This is a genomic window from Salimicrobium flavidum (assembly GCF_900156645.1).
Classification (GTDB): Bacteria; Bacillota; Bacilli; order Bacillales; family Halobacillaceae; genus Salimicrobium; species Salimicrobium flavidum.
In genome coordinates this window covers 1-22,714 of record NZ_FTOC01000007.1, presented here as the reverse complement: position 1 = coordinate 22,714, position 22,714 = coordinate 1, and the positions used below count along the sequence as shown (strand labels likewise).

Here is a 22,714-nt window from a genome sequence, read left to right as displayed (position 1 = left end):
GTTGACGAAACAGGTTATGGTTCTATACAATATGTAGTGTGACAGGAATATAAAAAATGCCACGATGGAGAAGAGTATGTCTATACGTTTCAAGAGAGGAAAACACGTGCTGGAAGTTTTCTAAGCCTCTGTAGACAGAAGGTAGCTCTACTAGCAGCTTTTCTGAACGCGATGTAGTAGGAAAAGCCGGCGATGGACCGTTATATCCAAACGAAGTGTACAGAAATTTTCTGTAAATTAAGGTGGTACCACGGAAATGAACCCTTTCGTCCTTAGCCGGATGGAAGGGTTTTTTGTATGGAAAAAGAGGAGGATGAGCGATGAAGGATATAGAAATGTCTACGAAATATGATCCCACTGAGGTGGAGAAGGATCGTTATCAGTTCTGGCTTGACGGAAAGTATTTTGAAGCGGAAGGTGGAGGCGAGAAAGAGCCGTATACGGTCGTCATTCCACCCCCGAACGTAACGGGTAAATTGCACTTGGGTCACGCCTGGGATACGACGCTTCAGGATATCATCACCCGCGTGAAGAGGATGCAGGGGTATGACGTACTCTGGCTGCCGGGCATGGACCACGCCGGTATCGCAACGCAGGCGAAAGTGGAAGCCAGGCTCAAAGAACAGGGGATGTCACGGTATGAGCTCGGTCGTGAGCAGTTCCTTGAGAAATCATGGGACTGGAAAGAGGAATACGCCGATTTCATCCGCTCCCAGTGGGAAAAACTTGGCCTGGGTCTCGATTATTCACGTGAGCGGTTCACGCTGGACAGCGGGCTTTCTGAGGCTGTGAAAGAAGTGTTTGTACGTCTTTATGAAAAGGATCTGATTTACAGAGGACAATATATCATCAACTGGGATCCTGCTACCCAGACCGCTCTCTCCGACATTGAGGTAGAGTATAAAGATGTCCAGGGGGCATTTTACCACATGAACTATCCCTTGAAAGATGAAGAGGGAGCGATTGCTGTGGCGACGACAAGACCTGAGACGATGCTCGGGGATACAGCTATCGCTGTTCATCCGGAAGATGAGCGTTATAAGCACCTTATCGGGAAAAAAGCGACGCTACCGATTATCGGAAGAGAATTGGCCATCGTTGCGGATGACTACGTAGATCAGGAATTCGGTTCCGGCGCTGTGAAGATCACGCCTGCACACGACCCGAATGATTTCGAGATTGGAAATCGCCACAACCTTGAACGTGTCCTCGTGATGAATGAAGATGGCACCATGAATGAAAATGCCGGAAAATATGAAGCTATGGATCGTTTTGCATGCAGAAAGCAGCTCGTCAAAGATCTTCAGGAAGAGGGAGTCCTTTTTGACATCGAGGAACACACGCATTCCGTCGGTCACTCTGAACGCAGCGGAGCCGTCGTCGAGCCTTACCTGTCCACCCAGTGGTTCGTCAACATGGTACCGCTCGCGAAAGAAGCTGTGGATCAGCAGCATACCGATGATAAAGTCAATTTCGTCCCGGACCGCTTCGAGAAGACTTATCTCAACTGGATGGAGAACATCAGAGACTGGTGTATTTCACGTCAGCTATGGTGGGGACACCGGATTCCTGCCTGGTACCATAAAGAGACCGGTGAATTATATGTCGGAAAAGATGCACCGGAAGACAGCGAGAACTGGGAACAGGACGAAGACGTCCTCGATACGTGGTTCTCCTCTGCCCTATGGCCTTTCTCTACGATGGGGTGGCCAGATGAAGAGAGTGAAGATTTCAAACGCTACTTCCCGACGAATGCTCTCGTTACGGGATACGATATCATTTTCTTCTGGGTGAGCCGGATGATTTTCCAATCGATCGAGTTCACTGATCGTCGTCCGTTTGAAGATGTGCTCATCCATGGTCTTGTCCGTGACGGAGAAGGACGTAAGATGAGTAAATCACTCGGTAATGGAGTGGACCCGATGGATGTCATCGATAAATACGGAGCGGATTCTCTCCGTTACCTATTGTCCACGAGCTCCGCCCCGGGGCAGGATATGCGATTCACCTGGGAGAAAGTGGAGTCTACGTGGAATTTCGCAAACAAAATTTGGAACGCTTCCCGTTTTGCTCTTATGAACATGGGAGATCTGCGCTATGAAGATATCGATATTACGAAAAACAGATCTGTCGCCGACGACTGGATTTTGACCAGGCTGAACGAAACGATCGAAAAAGTGACGAAAAATATCGATCACTATGATTTCGGAGAAGCAGGTCGTCACCTCTACAATTTCATCTGGGATGACTTCTGTGACTGGTATATCGAAATGGCGAAGCTTCCTCTCTACAGCGAAGATGAAGAGCGGATCCATACGACACGTTCGGTTCTTGCTTATACACTCGACCGCACGATGAGAATGCTTCACCCGTTCATGCCATTTATTACAGAAGAAATCTGGCAGCATCTCCCTCATGAAGGCGAGTCGATCACTATCAGTGAGTGGCCGGTGGCGGAGACGTCTCTGAATGATCAGCAGGCCGTAATGGAAATGGAAAGACTCGTTTCGATCATCCGCTCCGTGCGTAATACCCGTGCGGAAGTTGATACTCCGATGTCGAAACAGATCAAGCTCCTCATCCAGCCGGAAAGTGAAGAAGTGGTTCAGGAACTCGAGAACAATCGCAACTATTTGGAAAAGTTCTGTAACCCGAGTGAACTGACAATCGCCACTTCCGTCGAGGTTCCGGATAAAGCGATGTCTTCTGTTGTTACGGGGGCTTCGTTGTACCTTCCATTAGAAGGTCTCATGAATATCGAGGACGAGATTGGGCGTCTCGAGAATGAATGGGAGAAATGGAACAAGGAAGTGAAGCTTGTACAAGGGAAACTGTCGAACGAAAAATTCGTCGATAAGGCACCCGCTCACATCGTGGATGCAGAAAAAGAAAAAGAAGCGGATTATCTTGATAAACGGGCAAAAGTGGAAGCGCGGATCAACGAGTTAAAAGCATAGCAGAAAGGGCACCGGTTTTTTCAGGTGCCCTTTTTATAAATCAGGAGAAAGGTGACACGCATACATGGATAAAAATGAGGCATTGGCTTGGATCCACGGTCGCAGCAAATTCAAAATCAAACCCGGGCTCGAACGGATGGAATGGATGGCGGAGAAGTTGGGCCATCCGGAGAGGAGGGTACCGGCCATTCATGTAGCCGGTACGAATGGAAAAGGCTCCACGACGGCATTCCTGAAATTCCTACTGATGGAGCAGGGATATAGTACAGGTACGTTCACCTCCCCCTATATCACACATTTCAACGAAAGAATCAGCATTAATGGCGTCCCTGTGCCGGATGAGGACTTGATCGCTCTCATCAAAAAAGTGAAGCCGCTTGTGGAGGAAGCCGCGAATCTACCTATCGGAGAACCGACAGAATTCGAAGTGATAACGATGATGAGTCTCCTTTACTTCAGTGAAAAAACAGTCGATATAATGATTTTGGAGACGGGGCTCGGTGGACGATATGACTCTACCAACATTATCCATTCGCTCGTTTCGATCATAACGAATATCGGCCTGGATCATCAGGATATCCTGGGTGAGAGCTATGCGGAAATAGCCGAGCAGAAGGCCGGTATCATTAAAGAACGTGCTGCAGTGATCAGCGGCGTCGACCAGACAGAAGCGAAAAAAATTGTAGAGGAAACTTCAAAAGAGAGATCCGCTCCTTTATTCCGGTTAGGAGAGGAGTTTTCCATCACACAAGCAGAAGACGAGCAATCATTCCGATATAAGTTTCACCACGAAGCGCAGTATCAGATTTCGATGCTTGGAGACCACCAGAAGAACAACGCATCCCTGGCGATCACGACGATGGATATATTGAAAGAAAGCGGGTGGATGATCAATCGTTCCTTATACGGCCAAGCATTGTTGAAAACCTGGTGGCCCGGGAGAATGGAAGTTGTGAGACAACATCCCTACACCTTGTTGGACGGAGCCCACAATTATGAAGGGACCCTAGCTCTCGTGAAGGCCATAGAGACGCTGTACAGGGGTAGGACCATTCATGTCATTTATGGAGCTATTGCGGGGAAACCGGTTAAAGAGATGCTGAATATGATAAAAAAGGTCGCTACTACCGTGACGGTGGTTACTTTCGATTTTCCGAAAGCCCTGACTAAAAACGACTATCAGTCGATCGATGCCGGTCTCGTTCATTATGAAAATTCGATGGATGCTTATGAACAGGTGAAACAGGAAGCAGCGGAGGAAGACATCATTCTTTGTACCGGTTCTCTTTACTTCATTTCCGAAATAAGGAATTTATTTGATTAAATAGAAGTAGTGTGATAAGTTTTAATTATCTGACAATATGTGGGCGGGGAGAGGTGGGTAAACAATGAACCGGAACATACAAGTGGTCATTTGGCTAGTCTGGATTTTCGTATGGCCAATTTCTCTTTTTCTCGTATACATAAACACCTCTCCCGCTTTTCATCCACACATATTACTGTTTGCTCTGTTGGCATCTCTCGTAGCTCTGTTTCCGATCGTCATCAGCGACAGACCGATTTTTTTACCTATGGTATAGCGTTCGCTGTGTTTCTCAGTGAAGGACTTTTTTATGAAATAGATATTACGCAGCTCGGACTGTGGATTCTTCTTTACAAAATAAAATTGCGTAAAGAAGACTGGTACCGTGTCCCTTTGAATATGCTGATGTTTCTCATCATTTCCCTTGGTAGCGCTTTCGTCTACTATCAGCTCGGCGGGGTGCATGGAAGAGAAATTCTCCAATCTCCACAGGCGATCGGAGCAGCTGTGGTATACGCGTTGGTTCAGATAGCTTTGAATCAATCGTTCGTTAAAGGAATCAGTAACTGGTTGTATAAAAAGCATGAACCTTGGGTGACACTCGGAGATGTGTGGGAGTACTTTACCAGTCTGGCAATCCTACCACTCGGATTTCTTCTTTTTTTACTTTACGTAGATATTGGAGCCCAGGCCCTTCTTTTTGTCGGCTTGCCGTTTCTGATTGTATCGGCCACGCTCGGATATCTTCATCACAGCAGGACGATGAACGGATATTTGAGAAAATCCGGAGAAATAGGACAGGAACTAGCGTCCTTTGCGATGGTGGACCAGGTGCTGGATATTTTCACGAAAAGGGTGAAGCCTCTATTTGAAGCGGATGAACTGTATATTTTGGATGTGGAGGACAAAGAGACTCTTACGCTTATCCGTAAAGTGGACGGGGAAGGGATGACGAAAAACGAACGGAGAGACGTAACGAACATAGCTAGTATAAGCAGGGAAACGTGGCATAATCAAAAGGGCTGTATATACCGGGATCGTCGTTTCTGGAATATTTCGATGGAACGGTACAAACAAATGAAAAAGGAAAGTGCCATGGCAGTGCCCATGTTCCGCTTCGGAAAAGTGGTCGGAGTGATAACCCTTTTTTCTTCAAGGAAGAGGAATTTCAGCAAGCCTCAATTCCAACTGTTGAAAATTCTGAGTAATTATCTTGCCATAGCTATCGAAAATGCCCGGGTGTATGAAAAGTTGAAGGATAGTGAGGAACGTTGCGGGCTGACGGGAGTTAATAACTATCGCTATCTTGAGAAGGTTATCTCGAGCTATGGGAATAATGCTGTATTCTCGGTGATTATGATGGACCTTGATCATTTCAAATAAGTCAATGACAGGTATGGTCATGAAAGCGGGAATGAAATACTTATTCAACTGGTGGATCGACTGGTGAAAAATCTCGACTCGGGTTCTCTTGTGGAAAGGTATGGCGGGGAAGAATTCGTCGTAGTTTTTGAGAATCTGTCAGAAGAAGAAGCTAGAGAGAATGCGGAAAACATAAGAAAACTTATTACACTACAGCCGTTTGTCGTACATCATCATATAGGTGAAGAAGATGGCCCTTTGGAAGTGGAGTTGACAGCGAGTATAGGAGTAGCGATGTATCCGTTTCACGGGGTACATCCAGAAGAGATATTGCAAAAGGCTGATGAAGAGATGTATAAAGGAGCGAAGCAGCGCGGTAGGAATCGTGTCGCTGTTGTGGAAATATGAAGGCTCGTTCGAATACTTATTACGGAAGTGCTTCGGAAGTCAGGCTGGAGAATTTCTCAGTGCTTTGTATTATAAGAAACCCTAAAACTTTGCTGGAGCCGTTTTAGGGTTTCTTGATCTTCCCGATTAGTAGGAAATCTTTACGGAAGCCGTTTAGAGTCATCTAGATGCGGCAGGAGAAAGCAAGGAGCAATTTCTCCTGAAGATTTGCTCAGGCTCCGTTGCCGTTTATGGTTAAATTTCATCTCTACAGGTGGAAGCTTTCCACGGGTTATCCGAATCCCTGAGGTTGATTTGGCTGATTTTCCGTTCATGCTAGTTCTGCACGCGTCTTCACCCGTCGTTCTAAAATCAAAAACCGACTTTAACAAAGCTAAGAAATCATTTACAACTATTGTAACTGTTTCCATTGTCCTTAATTTCTATATTATCGTCAACGTTTCCTTCAATATTAACAGTACCCTTGGCACAAATATAAGCTTTTCCTCCATATTCGACCTCTGCATTGCCTACTATATTAATGTCTCCCTCACTTATTAAAGATGCTCCATTATTCAAATAGACTGGGCCTTGGAGATACATAGTCCCTCCAGATGTAATCGAGGATTGATTTAAAGTTACTTTATTATTCAGATACATATCTCTTTCAGCTTCAACAAGACTATTGGCATTTTGTAAATTCACATTTCCGTCCACAAATAGATATCCTTTCGTTCGAATCTCATCATTGCCTGTTTTCAAAGTGGCACTCCCACCGATTCTAATGCTTCCATCAGTGTTAATCTTTGTGCCGTTAGTGATTTCTAGATCTTTCATGAAATATGTGTTGAAAGCAGAGAATGTTAAAGTGTTGGTTGCTGTGAAGTTCTCTTTGATCAGTGCATTACCACCTACATTCAGGGTATTATTGTTCATGAAGTAGGGTTGATGATCGATGTACATATTTCCATTAATGGATATATCCTGATTGTTTACAGACATATTGTCACGTTTCGCCCAGAAACTTTTTTGGAAGGCTGTCTCTCCGCTATAGTTCTGGTCGAAGGATTCGTCTAGTATCGTGTTTTCTGGTAAAGTGTAGCCGTTACTTTGATCAGGGTGATCCTCCACCCATCCGGAGATATTATCGGGATCTAGTGCTTCAAATTGCTCCTTGTTGGTAAAAATAACATTGGAGGGGGGGGGAGAATTATCGTTTCCTTCCTCTCCGGAGTTATCAGAATTATCTTCAGTCGGTGTTTCTATTGTGAAACTTCTGTTCGGATCTTCCAGACCGGGAACGACACTTGAGATTTCATAGTTAGAAGATCTATCGGCTGTCGTGATTGTCATATTAATAGCCAATGTTTCTGAGACTTCCGATGTAAAAAGAAAGGAATCTTCTTCCTCCTGCCACTTTTTCTCATCAAGAACTTCTCCATTTTTTCGGTTTTCGGCATGAAAATAAGTTATAATAAGGCCATCTTTTCTAAGTATATCTTCTTTGTTAGCAAGAAGAGATTCATCATCGATTATGTTTATTATAATCTCCTCTTCTTGTGCCTTTTCACGTATAGAGGTTAAGATGATATTAGCTTCCTGTTTCAAGGAAATATCATTCTGAGTGATAGAATTGGCTGTAAACATCCCGGTTAGAAGCCGAAAAGCCAAGACCCCAATGATACCAAGGAGTGCGATGGCAGCGAGCAATTCCACCAGAGTGATTCCTTTTTCATTAAACAAACGACCCATAAAATGATTCTCCTCTATTAATCGAAGGTAGTGATACTGCGTGGCAAATGACAAAGGACTGACGTTAATCGAAATTTTAGCGGCTATTACACTTTTCGGTGTGATTATTTCTATATTTCTTTCATTATTCAGTGATAATCTTCTTTTGTCGAACCGTGTAGAGAATGAACTGGATGCGATTCACGTTGCTGAAACTGCCGCAGACGCTTCCTTAGCGTCTGGAGAGGTGAGACAGCAAGTTAGAACGCAGGGAAAATCCTGTGAAGATAACGAAAACGCTGAAGTTGTGCCTCTTGATTCTATCATTGGAGGTGGGGTGGATGCCCGTTTTTCTGAAGGACCTGCAACTTACGTGAATTATACCACGGCTCAGGGAGAGACGTATAACCTCCAACTTATTACTCACTGTCGACAAACGTATGAAACGAATTTATATCCTGTATCTATAGAAGTATATCGGTCAACTGACGAGGAACCTAAATTTCTCGCCGAAACTTACCGATATGTTAAGGGAGAAAACAGTAATGAACAATAACAAAGGAATGGCACTCGTTACAGTACTTCTCACTATTGTAGTCACAATGATTCTTTTGGGGACACTTACGAGTATCATACTTTCTACAGGAGAACAGACGCAGCGAACCCAGGAGAATATTCAGGCAGATAGTCTTGCGATGATGGGACAGGAATATATTGTATCGAGTTTTCAAGTTGCCGCAGAAAGGGCTGCTGCTCAGGAAGATGAGCCAGTGGATGTTAAAATGAACGGGTGGGCAGTAAAACATGCCTCGACAGAGAGAAGTCTCGGCGAAGGCAGTTACAAAGTCGAGGTACCTTGTTCAGTTCCTGACGCTGAGTCTGAACCTTGTCCTGACTCAGAATCTAATAATGTTTCTGAAGAAGTGATGACGTATTCCTACTCGTCTACAGGCATTGTGAATGGTCAGGAAGAGATAATCACCGGAGAGCTTTCAGTGACCGAAGAAGTGACGGAAATCTCATGGCAGGATCGCATAATAAATGAAAAAAATAATATCGAAAACTCTTTTACCGAAGAAGATCAGATTGATGCCTGTGACGGTACTAAAAATAATGATGATTTCGAAAGTGGCGATTACTGGCTTACATTAGAAAGTTGTAAAAAAGGACCAAATGAAAACCTTACTTTTGAAGACAGAAGCAGGGTATGGTTGGAAGGAAGTCTGGAGATGAAAGGGAACAATAGGATGACCATTAACGGTTTTGCGTATTTTGACCTCGCAGATCTCTATATGAATGGCGGGAACACAATCATCGTCAATGGGGATGCGTTCATAGAAGTTGGGAATTTAAATGTTGATATGAAAAACAATACGGGTATTTCCATTTCGGGAGACGCTTATTTCGAGAACGCTGATCCTGGGACGCTTTCAGAATTGAATATTTGCGTAGACGGAAACACCAACGTGGAAAATATACCTAGTTGTGAGGAGTGAAGCCATTGGGAAGTCTTATTGGTCTGATAACCGGAATTGTCATCGTTACAATTCTTTTGTTTATGCTTGATATGGGCATTTCTATGAAAAATAAAATCACCCTTCTCATCAGTGCTGCTGTGGTGGCCGGGCTCACGCTTCTTGCCTTTATTACTTTCCCCCCAGTGTTCGCTATTGTAACCGGTGCTGTAGTCCTGGCAGCTGTATACGTACTGATGAAAAGCCGGGTAGTAGAAACAAACGAAGCCGAAACACTTCCTCAGAAATTTAGGAACGAGTCAGATAAAAAGACGGTGGAAGAACCGGAAGACCGGGAGGAAGAGGCAAGTGAGATAGAAGCAGACGAACCCGAGGAGCTACCGGCAGAAGACACTTATGTTCTACATGATAATCCGGAACTCTCTTTATCTGATACAGGTCAGGTCTCAGATAGTGAAGACCTCCCTGTGCCGAACGAAAAAGTTCAGGATTCTCCTTCTGTAAACCTACGTACTCCGAAACCTTTGGATGAGCTGGATGTGGAAGAGGAATTACTTGCTGCAAGAAGTAATCAAAAACAGAAGAATATGACAGAAGAGAAAGAATCGTCGAACCGGGAAAAACCGGATTCAAGAAATATAGAGGAAGCATTTGAACTTGAAGACATTAAACCGGCAGAGGAAAGAGAGGTGGACCGATGAACGACAGAAAAATACTCGTATTATTAAGCAGTATAGTGGTTGTTCTTTTGATTTTCAGCTATGGCGGTAATTATGCCTGGTCTGCTGCGGTCGAAAAAAATAAAACACTGCCTTCTTCTGTGACGGTTGGAAACACCGATATCAGTGACATGGATAGAGAGAAGGCTTCTGAACTTTTAAAAGCTGAAGTAGCGGGGTGGAAAGAAAGTGGGGATATCCATCTGGAGACAGGAAGCAGTTCTGTAGTTATCCCTGCTTCCTACGTCACTTTTGAGACGGAAGCTACACTTGAAAATGTGTCAGGGAATGGGGAGTACGGATGGACTGTAAGCCTTGCTGCCGATTTCGAGCAGGAGATCCGTGAGAACCTATCTCCCAAAATCAGAGACCATTTTCAAATGGACCGATTCACGGAACAGGTAAAACTAGAAGCGTCCCGGCTTCCGGAAGAAAGGCTCATTTTCAATGCCTACGCGTTTGTACCAGAGCATACAGAAGAACTTTATGAAGAAGTAGCGACGTATTCGATTTCTATCGATGGGTCTCCGGAAATCGGCAACATCATCAATCGTATCGGAGAGTGGAGAGTCCCCGGGAAATCGACGGTCTCCCTGTTGGAGCGGGTTGGCGAAACAGCTGAAGCTTTAGAAAAAGAAGCTTTGAACCAGGCTTCCACCGCTATATACGGCTCGCTACTTGAGACACCGTTTGTGACGGAAGAAAGACATATAAGTCTGCGTCTACCTGACTACGCAGATGCTGGTAAAGAGGCTGCTGTAGACGTGTCAGGTGAAGAGGACTTGAGATTCCGCAATACTACTTCGATGGATTATTTCGTTGAGCTTACCTTAAATGGCTCCAATTTACTGGCGACGTGGACAGGATATCCCTTGACTGAAAAAGGAAGAGTCGTTGTCTCGAACGCTGAAGAAGTAGAACCGAGAAAAACGATTCGTTATTCGACGTCCGTAACCCCGGGGACAGAAAATGTTCTCGAGGAAGGGGAAGTCGGAAGGGTAGTCGAAGTCTACCGGGAAGAAACGGGAGATGAGGAAAGAGAGCTTGTCTCCGAAGATTACTACCCTCCTGTAGATACGGTGGTCGAACGGTACCCGGTCCAGGATTCAACTGGTGAGAACAGCACTGGGGCGCCGGAAGATTCCACTGATAATCAGTCGGATTCACCGGGTGAAACCGATACGGAATCTGAGCAGCCAAGTTCGGAGACTGACGCAGAGGACTCCGGAGACTCTCCGCAGGCGAGCGAAGAAAGCAGTGACAGCGGGTCTTCCACAGCAGAAAATGAAAATGATGAGGAACAGGACGGCACGGGAAGTGATGGTTCTGAAGGAGAAGGTAACGCTGAGGATCCGCCTCTGTGGGAACCTGGAAACGATAAGAAATAAGAGGTGATTCGGTGGTCGAACGAAGAAGACTCGGTGATATTTTAAAACAGTCCGGTCATATAACAGAGGAACAGATTCAAAAAGCATTGGAATTGAAAAAAGACGATCAGAAACTGGGGGATGTGCTTCTCGAACGGGGGCTGATTTCAGAGCAGCAGCTGATACAGGTGCTGGAGATCCAGCTCGGTGTTCCGAGAATCTCGCTGTACCAGTATCCGATCGATGACTCTCTGCTTCATCTCGTATCGAAAGAATTCGCTCTAAGAAACGTCGTGATGCCTTTGAAGCAGCAGGGTGAGAAACTAATATTGGCGATGAATGACCCGATGGACTACTATACGATCGAAGATTTGCAGATTGCTTCCGGTTTCCAGATTGAACCGGTCATTGCAACGAGAGATGAAATCATTCAGACCATCAACAGACAGTACAACTTGAAGGAAACAAAAGAGGAACCGGAAGCGGACCCAGATAGCGCTCCGGCTATCAAAACGGTCGATCAGCTTCTTCAGGCAGGCGTTCAGATGAAAGCCAGTGATATTCACCTCGATCCCCAGGAAGGAAAAGTTCTGGTCCGTTACCGGATTGACGGGATGCTGCGTACGGAAAGATCGTTACCAAAACGCATCCAGAATTCCATGGTCGCTAGAATCAAAATCATGGCGAACCTGAATATAACAGAGAATCGACTCCCGCAGGATGGGCGCATCAAAACCACGGTAGGATCGACGCCGGTCGATTTGCGGATATCGATTATGCCCACCGTCTACGGAGAGAAGATCGTCATTCGTATTCTCGACCTTGGTAGTGTCCTCAACCGTCTGACAGAACTTGGGTTCAACAAGATAAATTACCGGCGTTATCTTGATCTTGTGGAGAGAAGTTCCGGTCTGATTTTGCTGACAGGGCCGACCGGGTCGGGGAAATCCTCCACGCTGTATGCTTCTTTGAATCATCTGAATAATGATGAGAAGAATATTATTACGATTGAAGATCCGGTGGAGTACCAGCTTGAAGGCATCAATCAGGTGCAGGTGAACAGCCGTGTAGGGCTGACGTTCTCGCATGGTCTGCGATCGATACTGCGTCAGGATCCGGATATCGTCATGGTCGGGGAAGTTCGTGATTCTGAAACGGCGGAGATCGCCGTTCGTGCTTCATTGACAGGTCACCTCGTATTTTCGACGCTTCATACCAATAGTGCTATCGATTCCATACCGAGGCTGATCGATATGGATATTGAACCGTATCTCGTCGTCTCTTCGCTAGCGGGAGTTGTCGCACAGCGTCTGGTCAGGAAGATCTGTAACGAATGTAAAGTGAAACAGGCGCCTACAGATATGGAAGTCGAACAGTTTGAGAAACGTGGACTATCCATCGATCATGTTTACTACGGAGAGGGGTGTGAGACTTGTCATCAATCCGGTTATCGGGGTCGTATGGCGATTCAGGAAGTGCTGGTCATCGATGAAGAAATACGAACACTCATGATGAATAACCGTTCCACCTCGGAAATAAGAAAACATGCCTGGGATCACGACATGATTTTTCTCCTCGATGACGGACTGTTGAAAGTGAAGCAGGGAACGACAACTATGGAAGAAATCTTACGTGTAGCGCTAAGTGACTAGGAGGGAACTATTGTGAAAGATAGAATAGAAGAACTGATGAAAGCAGCTCACCAGCTGGAAACCTCGGATATCCATCTGACAGTAGGGATGCCTCCGATCTTTCGCCTGCAAGGGAAATTGAAACAGTATGGGAAAGAGCCTCTGACTCCGGAAGATACGGATGAAATGGTTCGCGCGATTCTTCCAGAAGGACTACAGGAGAAAGTGGACGAGCAGGGAGAAATCGATTTTTCCTATGGGATCCCTGGCGTATCCAGATTCCGTATTAATGCCTACAAGCAGCGGGGCTGTTTTTCGATGGCTATACGTATCATTCCGACATATATTCCTTCCATCGAGGAATTACATATGCCTGATATTTTGAAGGAAATCGCTGATAAAGACCAGGGGCTCGTGCTGGTGACGGGACCTACAGGAAGCGGGAAAAGTACGACGCTTGCCAGTATGATCGATTATATGAATCATCGCTACCCGAGACACATCATTACTCTTGAGGACCCGATCGAATATTTACATAAACACCGTTATTCGATTATCGACCAGCGTGAAGTCGGGTTTGATACGAGTAATTTCGCGAACGGGCTTCGTGCCTGTCTTCGCCAGGATCCTGATGTGATTCTGGTGGGTGAAATGCGTGACCTAGAAACGATTTCAACAGCCATCACTGCTGCCGAGACCGGCCACCTGGTACTGGGTACACTGCATACGAGAGATGCTGCTCAGACGATCGATCGTATCATCGATGTGTTTCCGCCTTCGCAACAGTCCCAAATACGTGTTCAGGTAGCAGGGATTTTAGAAGCGGTCGTTTCACAGAGGCTATTCGTGACCAAAGATGGCAAAGGGCGGAGAGCCGCTACGGAAATATTACGAAATACATCAGCGGTCAAAAACCTGATCCGGAATGACAAGATCCATCAGCTCCAAAACGTCATGCAGACCTCAAAACGGGACGGGATGCACACGCTTTCGATGTCGATGCAGCAATTGATCGATGATGGAATTATCGATCAGTCACGACTTCCAGAAGAAAGTCAGGAGTCCTGACATGGCTTATTTTACATATGAAGGTCGTAATAAGCGTGGCAAAATCGTCCGTGGCAGAAAAAAAGCTGACAGTGAGAGAGAAGCCCGTGCTTCGCTGGCCGAAGAGGGGGTCTATATAAAGAAACTGAATCAGCTCGACAGTCTTCTATTCAAGGAAATTACGCTCGGGAAGAAAGTGAAAAATCAGCATTTCATTTTATATTTGCGGCAGTTTTCGACGCTCATCGAAGCTGGTGTTTCACTCGTAGAAGCTACGAAAATCCTGGTAGAACAGACCCCCAACAAAACACTGAAAAATACACTGATTCACATACAGCAGGATATCGAAGGCGGCATGCCATTTTCCGATGCGGCTGCAAAGCATGATCAGGTGTTTCCTCCCATGTTCATCCAGATGATGAGAGCGGGGGAATTGAGCGGGAACCTCGATGAAGCGCTGAACCGTATGGCTGACTATTACGAAAAGCAGTATGAATTGCGGCAGAAAATCTATTCTGCCCTGACCTATCCGGCAGTGGTGGGGGCGATAGCGATCGTGATCGTCGTGTTCATGCTCACGTTCATCGTGCCCAGGTTCGCTTCGATGTTTGAATCGTTCGGCAGCGAAGTACCTCCCATCACCCAATTTATTTTATCGGCAGGCAATTTGTTCAGCTCGATTTGGTGGCTGATTCTTTTCCTGCCACTCCTGTTGATTTTGCTGCTTAAAACACTGGAGAAAAAAGAGAAGCCCGCCTACTACATTGATTATATGAAAATGCGTATGCCTCTCTTCGGTCCGATTATCCAGAAGGCAGCTCACGCCCGTATGGCCCGGACGCTCAGTTCCCTGTTCCAGAGTTCGGTTCCGGTACTGCAGTCGGTGGAGATGGTGCAGCGTGTCGTTCAGAATAAAGTGATTGAAGAGAAACTGAAAGAAGTTTACGCCTCTTTAGAACGCGGGGAATCGATGGCGGTCCCCCTTGAGAATCACTGGGCCTTTCCGGTACTTGTGACTCAGATGATTACAGTAGGAGAAAAGACCGGGACATTGGACCAGATGTTCGAGAAGGTAGCGGTCTTTTATGAACGGGAAATCGACCACGTCACCGATCGTATCAAAACCCTCATTGAGCCTATTATGATTGTCGTATTATCCATAGTGGTCGGTGTGATCATTCTGGCTATTGCTGTGCCGATGTTCAGCCTTTTTGAAGAAATTCAGTAGTGGACAAGGGAGAAATTGTTCATTATAATGTGTTTAGGACTAAAGGAATCGTGGAAATCCATCTCTAGGAAGCGTCGATTGACTATCCGTATTTGGGCACTTGGATGGTCAGGAGCTAGTAGTGCAACCGGCCAGAGGACCATTGCCGGTTTTCTGGTTTTTTAGTAGCAATGCATGGTTAGAGTATTCTTCCCAGCATTGCTTTAGTGAAGAATCTGTTGAAACATGTTTTTTGATGCTTAAGGCGGACGCTTTCCGCGGGCAACGCTTCAACTCCTTGAAAGCAAATAACTTTCAAGGGATTTTCAGCTGTTGCTGTTCCCGCAGGAGTCGCCGCCTTCCGCTTCTCGACCGAAACAATAGTTCAGTAGATTCTAATTTAAAAGAGGAAAAGGGGAGTCAACATGACGAAATTCAGAAGAATGTTGAAAGATGCGAAAGGTTTTACGCTGGTGGAGTTGCTTGCGGTTATCGTTATTTTGGGAATTATCGCAGCGATTGCCGTTCCGAGCGTGACAGGACTTATCGAAAGGTCCGAAAAAGATGCTACTATCTCTAATGCTGAACAAATGATTGAGGCTGCAAGGTTAAAATCTACTCAGGATGGTGTGCCTGAGGGGGGGTCTATTACCCTTAAAGAATTAATTGATCAAGGTTATCTAGAAGATGGAGAAATTAGTGAAAATTCCGGAAAAGTCTTTTATACTTCTTCAAATGGCTCAGATTCGGTAGGATATGCAGTTTATTTCCAAGGTGATAATTACACTATTGGTTCAGATGATAGTGGGGTTGCGCGGTCTGATTTAAATCGAGAAAATTTTGATGGTGATACATTGACCGCTCCTTCTACAAACGAAGAAAGCGGTGAATGAATTTAATTATAAAAAGTCCCTCTTTCACGAGGGGCTTTTCTATACATAACGAAAGCATGGTGAACACATGACAGCATTCTTCTTTCTATTCGGATTAATCTTCGGTTCGTTTTTCAACGTCGTAGGACTCAGGGTACCTGAGCGAAAGCTATTTTCAGAAGAACGATCCTACTGTCCCCATTGTCATAAACCCCTGCAGTGGTATGAACTCATACCTGTCTTCTCCTGGCTGGTTCTACGTGGAAAATGTTCTGGATGCAGACAGCCCATTTCTCCGATGTACCCCGGAATGGAACTTTTCTCCGGGAGCTTTTTCGCTCTTTCCTTCTGGTTCCACGGCTGGTCCCCTCTACTTATTTATGCTCTTTTGCTGGGAGCCCTCACACATATCCTCATCGTCTCCGATATAAAATATATGGTGCTCCCGACACCGATCATCCTTTTTTTTCTGGCAGCGTTTGTCGGGTATTTCTTTGTTGCTCCTCCCGATCCGCTCTGGTCGCCGATTGCAGGCGGGTTGCTCGGAGCAGGCATGACCGCTCTCGTTATTCTTGTGAGCAAGGGTGGTATGGGAGGCGGAGACTTGAAATTGTTCGGATTGCTCGGTGTAGTGATGGGGGTAAAGGTTCTCCTGCTTACTTTTTTTCTGTCTGCGTTACTAGGCGCGCTTGTCGGAGGGGTTCTGCTTATTACAAAAGTTATTTCACGGAAACAGCCGATCCCTTTCGGACCTTTTATCCTGATCAGTGCCTGTATCGCCCATTTTTCTGGTACGATGATTATAGACTGGTATCTTGGCAGCTTCTGAGGAGAGACAACTATGTTTAGAAATAAAAAGGAATTGTACATAAGCTTCAAAAATCACGTTCTCCGGTATGGTGTTATAGAAGAGGGAAGAATGGAGGGGTTCGGCGAGCTCCGTCTGCCATCTTCTGTCGTCGATGAAGGAACCATTCATGATGAAGGCAGGTTTCAGCGCATCGTTGAAGAGATAGTGGATGAACACGGTCTAAAACGGTCGGAAGCGGTTATTCAACTGCTGGACCAGCATGTGTTGGTACGTACTGTGGAAATTCCGGAATTTGTGCCGGAAGAGGAAATCAAAGGGTACATATACAGTCAGCTCGGGGAAACGATTCATCTGCCCTATGAGGATCCGGTCGTAGACTACGCACGGATAGAGAAGAGCGACTTTATATTATTGTTCGCTTATCCTTCCTTCCATGTGAATCAGCTGGAAGGTTCGTTAAAAAAAGCGAAACTCAAAGTGCGTGCCGCAGATGTGTCTTTTCTCTCTCTCTACAGGTGCTACGAATACGGCAGAGTCCCTGAGAAAGACGAACATCTGTTGTTTGTCGACTGGAATCTGGATGGTGTCTCTGTAACCGGTTATTACAAAGATATCCCCCGGTTCTCTCGTTTTATGAAATCCGATCTACCTTCCGACTACTGGGAAGTGAAGGAAAACAGTGGTGAAGTTCATTTCAAGGCTAAAGAAGAGGAGATAGATTTCGTAAGGGATTATATCCAGGAACAGATATCCGAATTGGATAAGCTGATGAATTTTTACCGATATTCCGTCAGCAAAGATCAAAAGCCCGTGACCGGGATAGTGCTAAGTGGAGATTTTCCGGAAATCGAGTATGTAAGGAACGCTGCAGAAACGCAGTTGCGTGTATCTGTCGAATATATAGCCGGTGATGTACTTGAGAACGGAGTTCCTTTCAAATATGCCGATGTCACAGGTCTGTCCTATAGAGAGTAGGGGAAAGGAGGAGGAATCATGGCGACCGTTCAGATCAATCTGTTAGAAGAAAAGGAAGAGAAAAATTGGACGCCGCTCCTGATGATCGCCTCTGCTGTCATGCTGATGCTTCTTCTTCTTCTGGTTTTCTGGTGGCAGGCGAACAGTATCGAAGAACAGACGATGGAACTGGAATCGGAGTTGCAGCAACTCGAACAAAGAGAAGCCGAATTGAACGCTGCTTCCACCGATGAATTGGCCACTCAGCGTCAAACACTCCAGGAAGCTGTCGCGGATCTTGAAGCTCGTGACTTCTCGGTCGCAGAGACGGTGCGTGAAATGGTGGCGCTATTGCCGGAGAGAGGATACATAGATTATTTCGCTCTACAGGAGGATGGAACGGTGTCCATCGATGTACGGGTGGATAACCTCCAGCAGACCGCTACCTATCTGGACGGCCTCGACACGTATGAAAAAACCGGGGAGGTCGAGCTATCCGGTGTGACGGGGGAAGAACCGGCTGTCGACGTCGATCCTTTTGAGTACCGGGCTCCTTATCTTGCTTCTTATAATATAAGCATACCTGCTATCACTGAAACCGAAGCAGAGGAGGTGGCCGGGGATGACGAACAACTGGACCCGTAATCAGTGGCTTCTTCTTGTATCTTTGATCGTAATCGTAGGGATTCTCGGAGCGATCCTGTACACCTTATGGATTGTGCCGTTGAATGAGAATAGAGAAGCGCTTGAGAGCCAGATTGAATCCAAAGAAGATACGATCAGGGTGCTTCAGAATGAAACTGACTCCTCTGCTGTGTCGGAAAGTGAATCGAGGCGTCTTCAGGAGACGTTGCCCGTCAAAGAACAGGAGGATCAGTTTCTCATCATGCTCGAACGCGCAGAAGCCGCTTCAAGAACATCGATCCAGTCGATATCTAATGTAGGGACTCAGACGCCGGTTCAGACTGCGGAAGCACCCGGCGAAGAGAAGCTCACTTATGAACTGGAAATGATTTCTGGATCGTTCGGGGATCTGATGCAGTTTTTATTCAATCTTGAAGAAATGGAAAGATATTCGCTCGTGGAATCGATCAGTTTCGACAGCTCAACAATCGAACAGGGGGATGAAGAGGCGTTGTACTACTTCGTCACGGTGTCGACGTACTATTATCCTTCCCTGGAGCTACTCGAATCAGAAGCGCCACAATATGACTTCGGAACTCCTGGCAATAAACAGAGCCCTTTTCAGACGGATTGAGGTTCTTCTACCCCCCTGCACCTTGCTTAATCCGGTGTTCAGGGGGTTTTTGCATGCCTAGGATCGAAGGCAGGTACGGAAAAAAGACGCACCTCCATCCCCCAGTAGTTGATGCTGAGTCTGACGGAATACTTACACTATCTTGAAAAATAATGGTTTTCCGGGTATTGGAAGGTTCAGTATCGGAAAAAAGAAATTCCTGACGTTTATTTTCGCTTTTCATGAGGGGGCTATGCTTCTTTATTAGATAAAGGAAAGTTTTTAAATACTCTCCTACTCGGATATAATAACGGTACTTCGACGTGCACGGAGAAGAATCAGCCATAAAAGGAGAGCGGTCTTGAATAAAGTTACTCACATAAGAGAAGAAGGTCCGAGAGAAAGGTTACTTATGTATGGAGCTGATCACTTAACGGTCCGGGAGTTATTGTCTGTACTTCTGTCAAAAGGCACGAAAGGTATGCCTATAGAAAGGCTCTCACGTGAGATACTCATGTATTTACAGGGGACAGAGGGGCTGAGAGAAGCTACCATTGACGACCTGACGACCATTGAAGGTGTAGGACCTGCAAAAGCGATGCAGATCATCGCTGCGATAGAATTGGGGCGAAGGGTCCATTTTGAAAAGAAAGAAGAGGGGTATCTGATCCGTAGCCCTGAAGACGGAGCGGAATACGTGATGGAAGAGATGAGACACTTGAAACAGGAGCACTTCGTAGCTCTCTTTCTGGACGTGAAGAATCGGGTGTTGTCCAAACGGACTGTGTTCGTCGGCAGTCTGAACAGTTCGATTGTTCATCCTAGAGAATTGTTCAAAGAGGCTGTTAAGCGCTCGGCCGCTTCCGTTGTCTGTGTGCACAATCATCCTTCGGGAGTGCGCCTGCAAGGTGCGTAAATTTAGTGGTTTCAACTGAAATCTAGAACTTCTTACAATGTTCTATGGTCAGCATCTTACCTTGAGAGGAAACTCATAGAGGGAACATAGCATGATGTGAAAAGGAGAAAAGACAGGCAAGCTATCTACGCCTGAGTCAGTTCTTCAGACCAAGTGATGTACGGTAAAAGCTATACTGCTTTAATCCTAGACGAATGAGCGATGGGTGCGCCATTACCTACGATAGCTAACAGGTAATGAGGATAAAATGGGAGACGTATCTCCAGAGTGTCTGTTGGAAATTTTCACTTTCCTGTCCATAGTAAGATTTATCCTTCAATCTTTCACTAGAAGAAACCGTCGAAAGGGGTACCTAACCATCACATTTCTAAATTTATGTCATAATGCAGGGATTATCTACGTGCGAGTGCCTTCTGGCTATTAGACGCAGGTCTCTGAAAAACGCATAGGATAACGGAGTTTTTATAGTACCCGACGTTTGCTCGTAATGAGTTTAGCAGGGGGAAGAAAAACAGGTTGATGTTGACGTCAACGATAAAGGAGTCATGAATATGGCAACTAATCCATTTCGTCAGTTGGACGTTATAAGGGATGTCTCTTTCCATGGTCGCAAGGTAACAGATTGTTATCGTCTAATGTACAACAAAGAGTTATGGATAAAGGCATACGCCAAGTTATATCCGAACGCAGGAAATCTTATGAAGGGAACTACGGAGGAAACAATTGATGGGTTCACCCTACAAAAAATTGATGAAATCATTGAGCACTTGAAAGCTGGTACATTTCGTTTCTCACCTGTAAGAAGAGTCTATATTCCAAAATCCAATGGTAAGAAACGACCATTAGGAGTGCCGAATTTCCAAGATAAACTTGTCCAAGAAGTTATGAGAATGATTATAGATAATATCTACGCACCTGTCTTTTCAAGCAATTCACATGGGTTTAGAGAAGGAAGGAGCTGTCACACAGCTCTTTCTCAAATCAAGAACACTTGGAAAGGATTAACTTGGTGCATTGAAGGCGATATCAAAGGTTTCTTTGATAACATCAATCACCAACTCCTTATTAAGTTCATTTCCAAGAAAATTGAGGACAGAAGGTTTCTGCTTCTCATTCACAACGCACTCACATGCGGTGTAATGGAAGATTGGCAGTTTAACAAAACGTACAGTGGTACGCCACAAGGAGGAATTATTTCTCCGCTCCTGGCGAACATCTATCTTCATGAGTTTGACCTGTTTATGGAAGAACAAATGAAGAAATTTGATAATGGAAAATTCCGAGCGAGGAGCGAAGAGACGTCAGTCCTTAAATCAAAGATTCAGACGACTAAAAGAAAAATTAATCGGTTGGATGAAAAATATGGGCACAAACTATGGGAGGAACGAGCACCTCTAGTAGAGGTGATACAAGATCTTAAGAAAATAAGTTTGAAAGTTCCTTCTGTTGATCCGATGGATAAGAATTATCGAAGAATGAAATACGTTCGATATGCTGACGATTTTGTTATTGGAATTGCAGGGAATAAAGAACATGCAATGAAGATAAAAGGGCTGGCAGGAAAATTTCTTGAAAAGGAATTGGCATTGGAATTAAGGGAAGAAAAGACACTTGTTACACATCTGGAAAACCCCGTTCCGTTTTTAGGATATGAGTTCCGAAAGTGGCAAGAAGTGAAGGTAAAGCGAGTGAAATATAATAATTACGGACAGCCACTGAAGAAAAGGACCTTATCGGGCGCAATTAAACTAGAAATTCCTTCAAAGAAAATAAAAGATTTTGCGTTAAAAAACAACTATGGAAACTTAGACGATTTCAAGATTACGCATAGGACAAAACTTATTAATAATTCAGAGTTAGAAATAGCCATGACCTACAATGCGGAACTGCGGGGCATCGCTAATTACTACAAACTAGCGAATAACTATCACCATCTAGATAGATTATTCTACTTAGCGGAGAGTAGTTTTATCAAGACGATGGCTAATAAACGACGAAGCACCTCGGCAAAGGTAGCCAATAGTATGAGGAAGCACAAGCAAGGTGTGTTATGCCTTTTACGCTACGATAAAATGGGCGATGAAATTCTACATCCATTTGTAAGGTTGAAGGATATGCCGAAATCTAGTGGTGCAATCCAAGCGGACTCGACTGAATCAGATACTTTCCCGAATACGCTAAAGTATTCGAGCAGAACAGAGTTTGAAAAACGATTATTAGCAAACCAATGTGAAGCTTGTGGGACAACTAAAGGTCAAATGGAAGTTCATCATATAAGAAAGCTAAAAGACTTGAAGAATAAGAAAAACCTCAAGTATTTAGAACGAATTATGATGGAACGAAACCGAAAAACCTTAGTTCTATGCTACGACTGTCACCATAAACACCATGAAAAACAAGTTCCGATTAATCAACTAGAGAGCCGTATACACTGAAAGGTGTACGTACGGTTCGGTGGGGGGAATTGTGAAACCTATTATGGAAACATATTAAGGCGTATGATTCCTACCCTACGACCCGGCTCCTTCACAGGAAGATATCCAGGTCACCAAGAGGCTCACCGAGTGTGGCAAGCTTCTCGGTATAGAACTGCTTGATCACCTGATCATCGGCGATAAAGCCTTTATTTCACTGAAAGAAAAAGGGTGTGCGACCTGTTAAGTGAGGAAGCCTGAAAGAAGGCGAAAACACTTGGACTTACTGATTCGTAAGTTTAACTTCTGATTTGATGGTTGAAA

Annotated in this window: 19 protein-coding genes, 2 pseudogenes, 1 riboswitch and 1 other annotated feature; of the genes and pseudogenes, 20 read left to right on the top strand and 1 reads right to left on the bottom strand. The window is 45.1% G+C overall.

The window, feature by feature from the left end; genetic code table 11:
• The first annotated feature begins 52 nt into the window (after window positions 1-52).
• Window positions 53-277 (top strand) — a binding site (T-box leader).
• A 43-nt stretch (window positions 278-320) separates the two neighbouring features.
• From BW944_RS10200 to BW944_RS10180, 5 genes and pseudogenes are all read left to right on the top strand, one after another.
• Window positions 321-2,957 carry a valine--tRNA ligase gene (locus BW944_RS10200; RefSeq protein WP_076559358.1) on the top strand — a complete coding sequence of 879 codons (2,637 nt, stop codon included), beginning with the start codon at window positions 321-323 and terminating at the stop codon, window positions 2,955-2,957.
• Window positions 2,958-3,021: 64 nt separating this feature from the next.
• Window positions 3,022-4,281 carry a bifunctional folylpolyglutamate synthase/dihydrofolate synthase gene (locus tag BW944_RS10195; protein WP_076559357.1) on the top strand — a complete coding sequence of 420 codons (1,260 nt, stop codon included), beginning with the start codon at window positions 3,022-3,024 and terminating at the stop codon, window positions 4,279-4,281.
• Window positions 4,282-4,345: 64 nt separating this feature from the next.
• Window positions 4,346-4,537 (top strand): hypothetical protein, encoded by a 192-nt coding sequence (locus BW944_RS15055; RefSeq protein WP_076559356.1) that lies wholly within the window; start codon window positions 4,346-4,348, stop codon window positions 4,535-4,537.
• A gap of 8 nt (window positions 4,538-4,545) precedes the next feature.
• Entirely contained in the window at window positions 4,546-5,643 is a 1,098-nt protein-coding gene (locus BW944_RS10185; RefSeq protein WP_076559355.1) for a sensor domain-containing diguanylate cyclase, read from the top strand.
• A 12-nt stretch (window positions 5,644-5,655) separates the two neighbouring features.
• A pseudogene (locus BW944_RS10180) lies at window positions 5,656-6,030 on the top strand (GGDEF domain-containing protein); the annotation flags it as partial.
• A 381-nt stretch (window positions 6,031-6,411) separates the two neighbouring features.
• On the opposite strand, the gene BW944_RS10175 reads toward BW944_RS10180, so the two are convergent.
• Window positions 6,412-7,761, bottom strand: coding sequence for a PulJ/GspJ family protein (locus BW944_RS10175; RefSeq protein ID WP_076559351.1), 1,350 nt, complete (start codon window positions 7,759-7,761; stop codon window positions 6,412-6,414).
• A gap of 40 nt (window positions 7,762-7,801) precedes the next feature.
• On the opposite strand from BW944_RS10175, the gene BW944_RS10170 reads away from it, so the two are divergent.
• The 15 genes and pseudogenes from BW944_RS10170 to BW944_RS10100 form a co-directional block, all read left to right on the top strand.
• The gene (locus tag BW944_RS10170) at window positions 7,802-8,296 is read left to right on the top strand and encodes a type II secretion system protein (protein ID WP_076559349.1); all 495 of its coding nucleotides are present in this window, start codon (window positions 7,802-7,804) and stop codon (window positions 8,294-8,296) included.
• The gene (locus BW944_RS10165; RefSeq protein ID WP_076559347.1) at window positions 8,286-9,236 is read left to right on the top strand and encodes a hypothetical protein; all 951 of its coding nucleotides are present in this window, start codon (window positions 8,286-8,288) and stop codon (window positions 9,234-9,236) included. Before BW944_RS10170 ends, BW944_RS10165 begins: the two co-directional genes overlap by 11 nt.
• A gap of 5 nt (window positions 9,237-9,241) precedes the next feature.
• Complete coding sequence (locus BW944_RS10160) at window positions 9,242-9,916, top strand: hypothetical protein (RefSeq protein WP_076559345.1); 675 nt, start codon at window positions 9,242-9,244, stop codon at window positions 9,914-9,916.
• Window positions 9,913-11,322: a VanW family protein gene (locus BW944_RS10155; protein ID WP_076559343.1), complete on the top strand. Its 1,410-nt coding sequence runs from the start codon at window positions 9,913-9,915 to the stop codon at window positions 11,320-11,322. The genes BW944_RS10160 and BW944_RS10155 overlap by 4 nt, the downstream gene beginning before the upstream one ends.
• 11 nt (window positions 11,323-11,333) lie before the next feature.
• Complete coding sequence (locus BW944_RS10150; RefSeq protein WP_076559341.1) at window positions 11,334-12,953, top strand: GspE/PulE family protein; 1,620 nt, start codon at window positions 11,334-11,336, stop codon at window positions 12,951-12,953.
• 12 nt (window positions 12,954-12,965) lie between these two features.
• Window positions 12,966-14,000, top strand: coding sequence for a type IV pilus twitching motility protein PilT (locus BW944_RS10145; RefSeq protein ID WP_076559339.1), 1,035 nt, complete (start codon window positions 12,966-12,968; stop codon window positions 13,998-14,000).
• A gap of 1 nt (window position 14,001) precedes the next feature.
• The gene (locus BW944_RS10140; RefSeq protein ID WP_076559337.1) at window positions 14,002-15,207 is read left to right on the top strand and encodes a type II secretion system F family protein; all 1,206 of its coding nucleotides are present in this window, start codon (window positions 14,002-14,004) and stop codon (window positions 15,205-15,207) included.
• Window positions 15,208-15,265: 58 nt separating this feature from the next.
• Window positions 15,266-15,348: riboswitch (cyclic di-GMP riboswitch) on the top strand.
• Window positions 15,349-15,611: 263 nt separating this feature from the next.
• Window positions 15,612-16,079, top strand: coding sequence for a competence type IV pilus major pilin ComGC (locus BW944_RS10135; RefSeq protein WP_076559335.1), 468 nt, complete (start codon window positions 15,612-15,614; stop codon window positions 16,077-16,079).
• A gap of 67 nt (window positions 16,080-16,146) precedes the next feature.
• Window positions 16,147-16,887: a prepilin peptidase gene (locus tag BW944_RS10130; RefSeq protein WP_076559333.1), complete on the top strand. Its 741-nt coding sequence runs from the start codon at window positions 16,147-16,149 to the stop codon at window positions 16,885-16,887.
• Window positions 16,888-16,899: 12 nt separating this feature from the next.
• A complete protein-coding gene (gene pilM / locus BW944_RS10125; RefSeq protein ID WP_076559331.1) occupies window positions 16,900-17,844 on the top strand; it encodes a type IV pilus biogenesis protein PilM in 945 nt (314 codons plus the stop codon).
• Window positions 17,845-17,862: 18 nt separating this feature from the next.
• Entirely contained in the window at window positions 17,863-18,468 is a 606-nt protein-coding gene (locus tag BW944_RS10120; protein ID WP_076559329.1) for a hypothetical protein, read from the top strand.
• A complete protein-coding gene (pilO, locus tag BW944_RS10115; protein WP_076559327.1) occupies window positions 18,446-19,081 on the top strand; it encodes a type 4a pilus biogenesis protein PilO in 636 nt (211 codons plus the stop codon). Before BW944_RS10120 ends, pilO begins: the two co-directional genes overlap by 23 nt.
• Window positions 19,082-19,421: 340 nt before the next feature.
• The gene (gene radC, locus BW944_RS10110; RefSeq protein WP_076559326.1) at window positions 19,422-19,976 is read left to right on the top strand and encodes a RadC family protein; all 555 of its coding nucleotides are present in this window, start codon (window positions 19,422-19,424) and stop codon (window positions 19,974-19,976) included.
• A gap of 551 nt (window positions 19,977-20,527) precedes the next feature.
• The gene (locus BW944_RS10105; RefSeq protein ID WP_076559324.1) at window positions 20,528-22,411 is read left to right on the top strand and encodes a reverse transcriptase/maturase family protein; all 1,884 of its coding nucleotides are present in this window, start codon (window positions 20,528-20,530) and stop codon (window positions 22,409-22,411) included.
• Window positions 22,412-22,490: 79 nt separating this feature from the next.
• Window positions 22,491-22,637: pseudogene (locus BW944_RS10100) on the top strand (JAB domain-containing protein); the annotation flags it as partial.
• Window positions 22,638-22,714: the final 77 nt, after the last annotated feature.

Excerpts from the sequence above, each read along its gene's own strand:
- pilO (WP_076559327.1), top strand. The coding sequence starts at position 18,446 with ATGACGAACAACTGGACCCGTAATCAGTGGCTTCTTCTTGTATCTTTG.
- BW944_RS10200 (WP_076559358.1), top strand. The coding sequence starts at position 321 with ATGAAGGATATAGAAATGTCTACGAAATATGATCCCACTGAGGTGGAG.
- BW944_RS10155 (WP_076559343.1), top strand. The coding sequence starts at position 9,913 with ATGAACGACAGAAAAATACTCGTATTATTAAGCAGTATAGTGGTTGTT.
- BW944_RS10105 (WP_076559324.1), top strand. The coding sequence starts at position 20,528 with ATGGCAACTAATCCATTTCGTCAGTTGGACGTTATAAGGGATGTCTCT.
- BW944_RS10135 (WP_076559335.1), top strand. The coding sequence starts at position 15,612 with ATGACGAAATTCAGAAGAATGTTGAAAGATGCGAAAGGTTTTACGCTG.
- pilM (WP_076559331.1), top strand. The coding sequence starts at position 16,900 with ATGTTTAGAAATAAAAAGGAATTGTACATAAGCTTCAAAAATCACGTT.
- BW944_RS10165 (WP_076559347.1), top strand. The coding sequence starts at position 8,286 with ATGAACAATAACAAAGGAATGGCACTCGTTACAGTACTTCTCACTATT.
- BW944_RS10120 (WP_076559329.1), top strand. The coding sequence starts at position 17,863 with ATGGCGACCGTTCAGATCAATCTGTTAGAAGAAAAGGAAGAGAAAAAT.
- BW944_RS10175 (WP_076559351.1), bottom strand. The coding sequence starts at position 7,761 with ATGGGTCGTTTGTTTAATGAAAAAGGAATCACTCTGGTGGAATTGCTC.
- BW944_RS10195 (WP_076559357.1), top strand. The coding sequence starts at position 3,022 with ATGGATAAAAATGAGGCATTGGCTTGGATCCACGGTCGCAGCAAATTC.
- BW944_RS10130 (WP_076559333.1), top strand. The coding sequence starts at position 16,147 with ATGACAGCATTCTTCTTTCTATTCGGATTAATCTTCGGTTCGTTTTTC.
- BW944_RS10140 (WP_076559337.1), top strand. The coding sequence starts at position 14,002 with ATGGCTTATTTTACATATGAAGGTCGTAATAAGCGTGGCAAAATCGTC.
- BW944_RS15055 (WP_076559356.1), top strand. The coding sequence starts at position 4,346 with ATGAACCGGAACATACAAGTGGTCATTTGGCTAGTCTGGATTTTCGTA.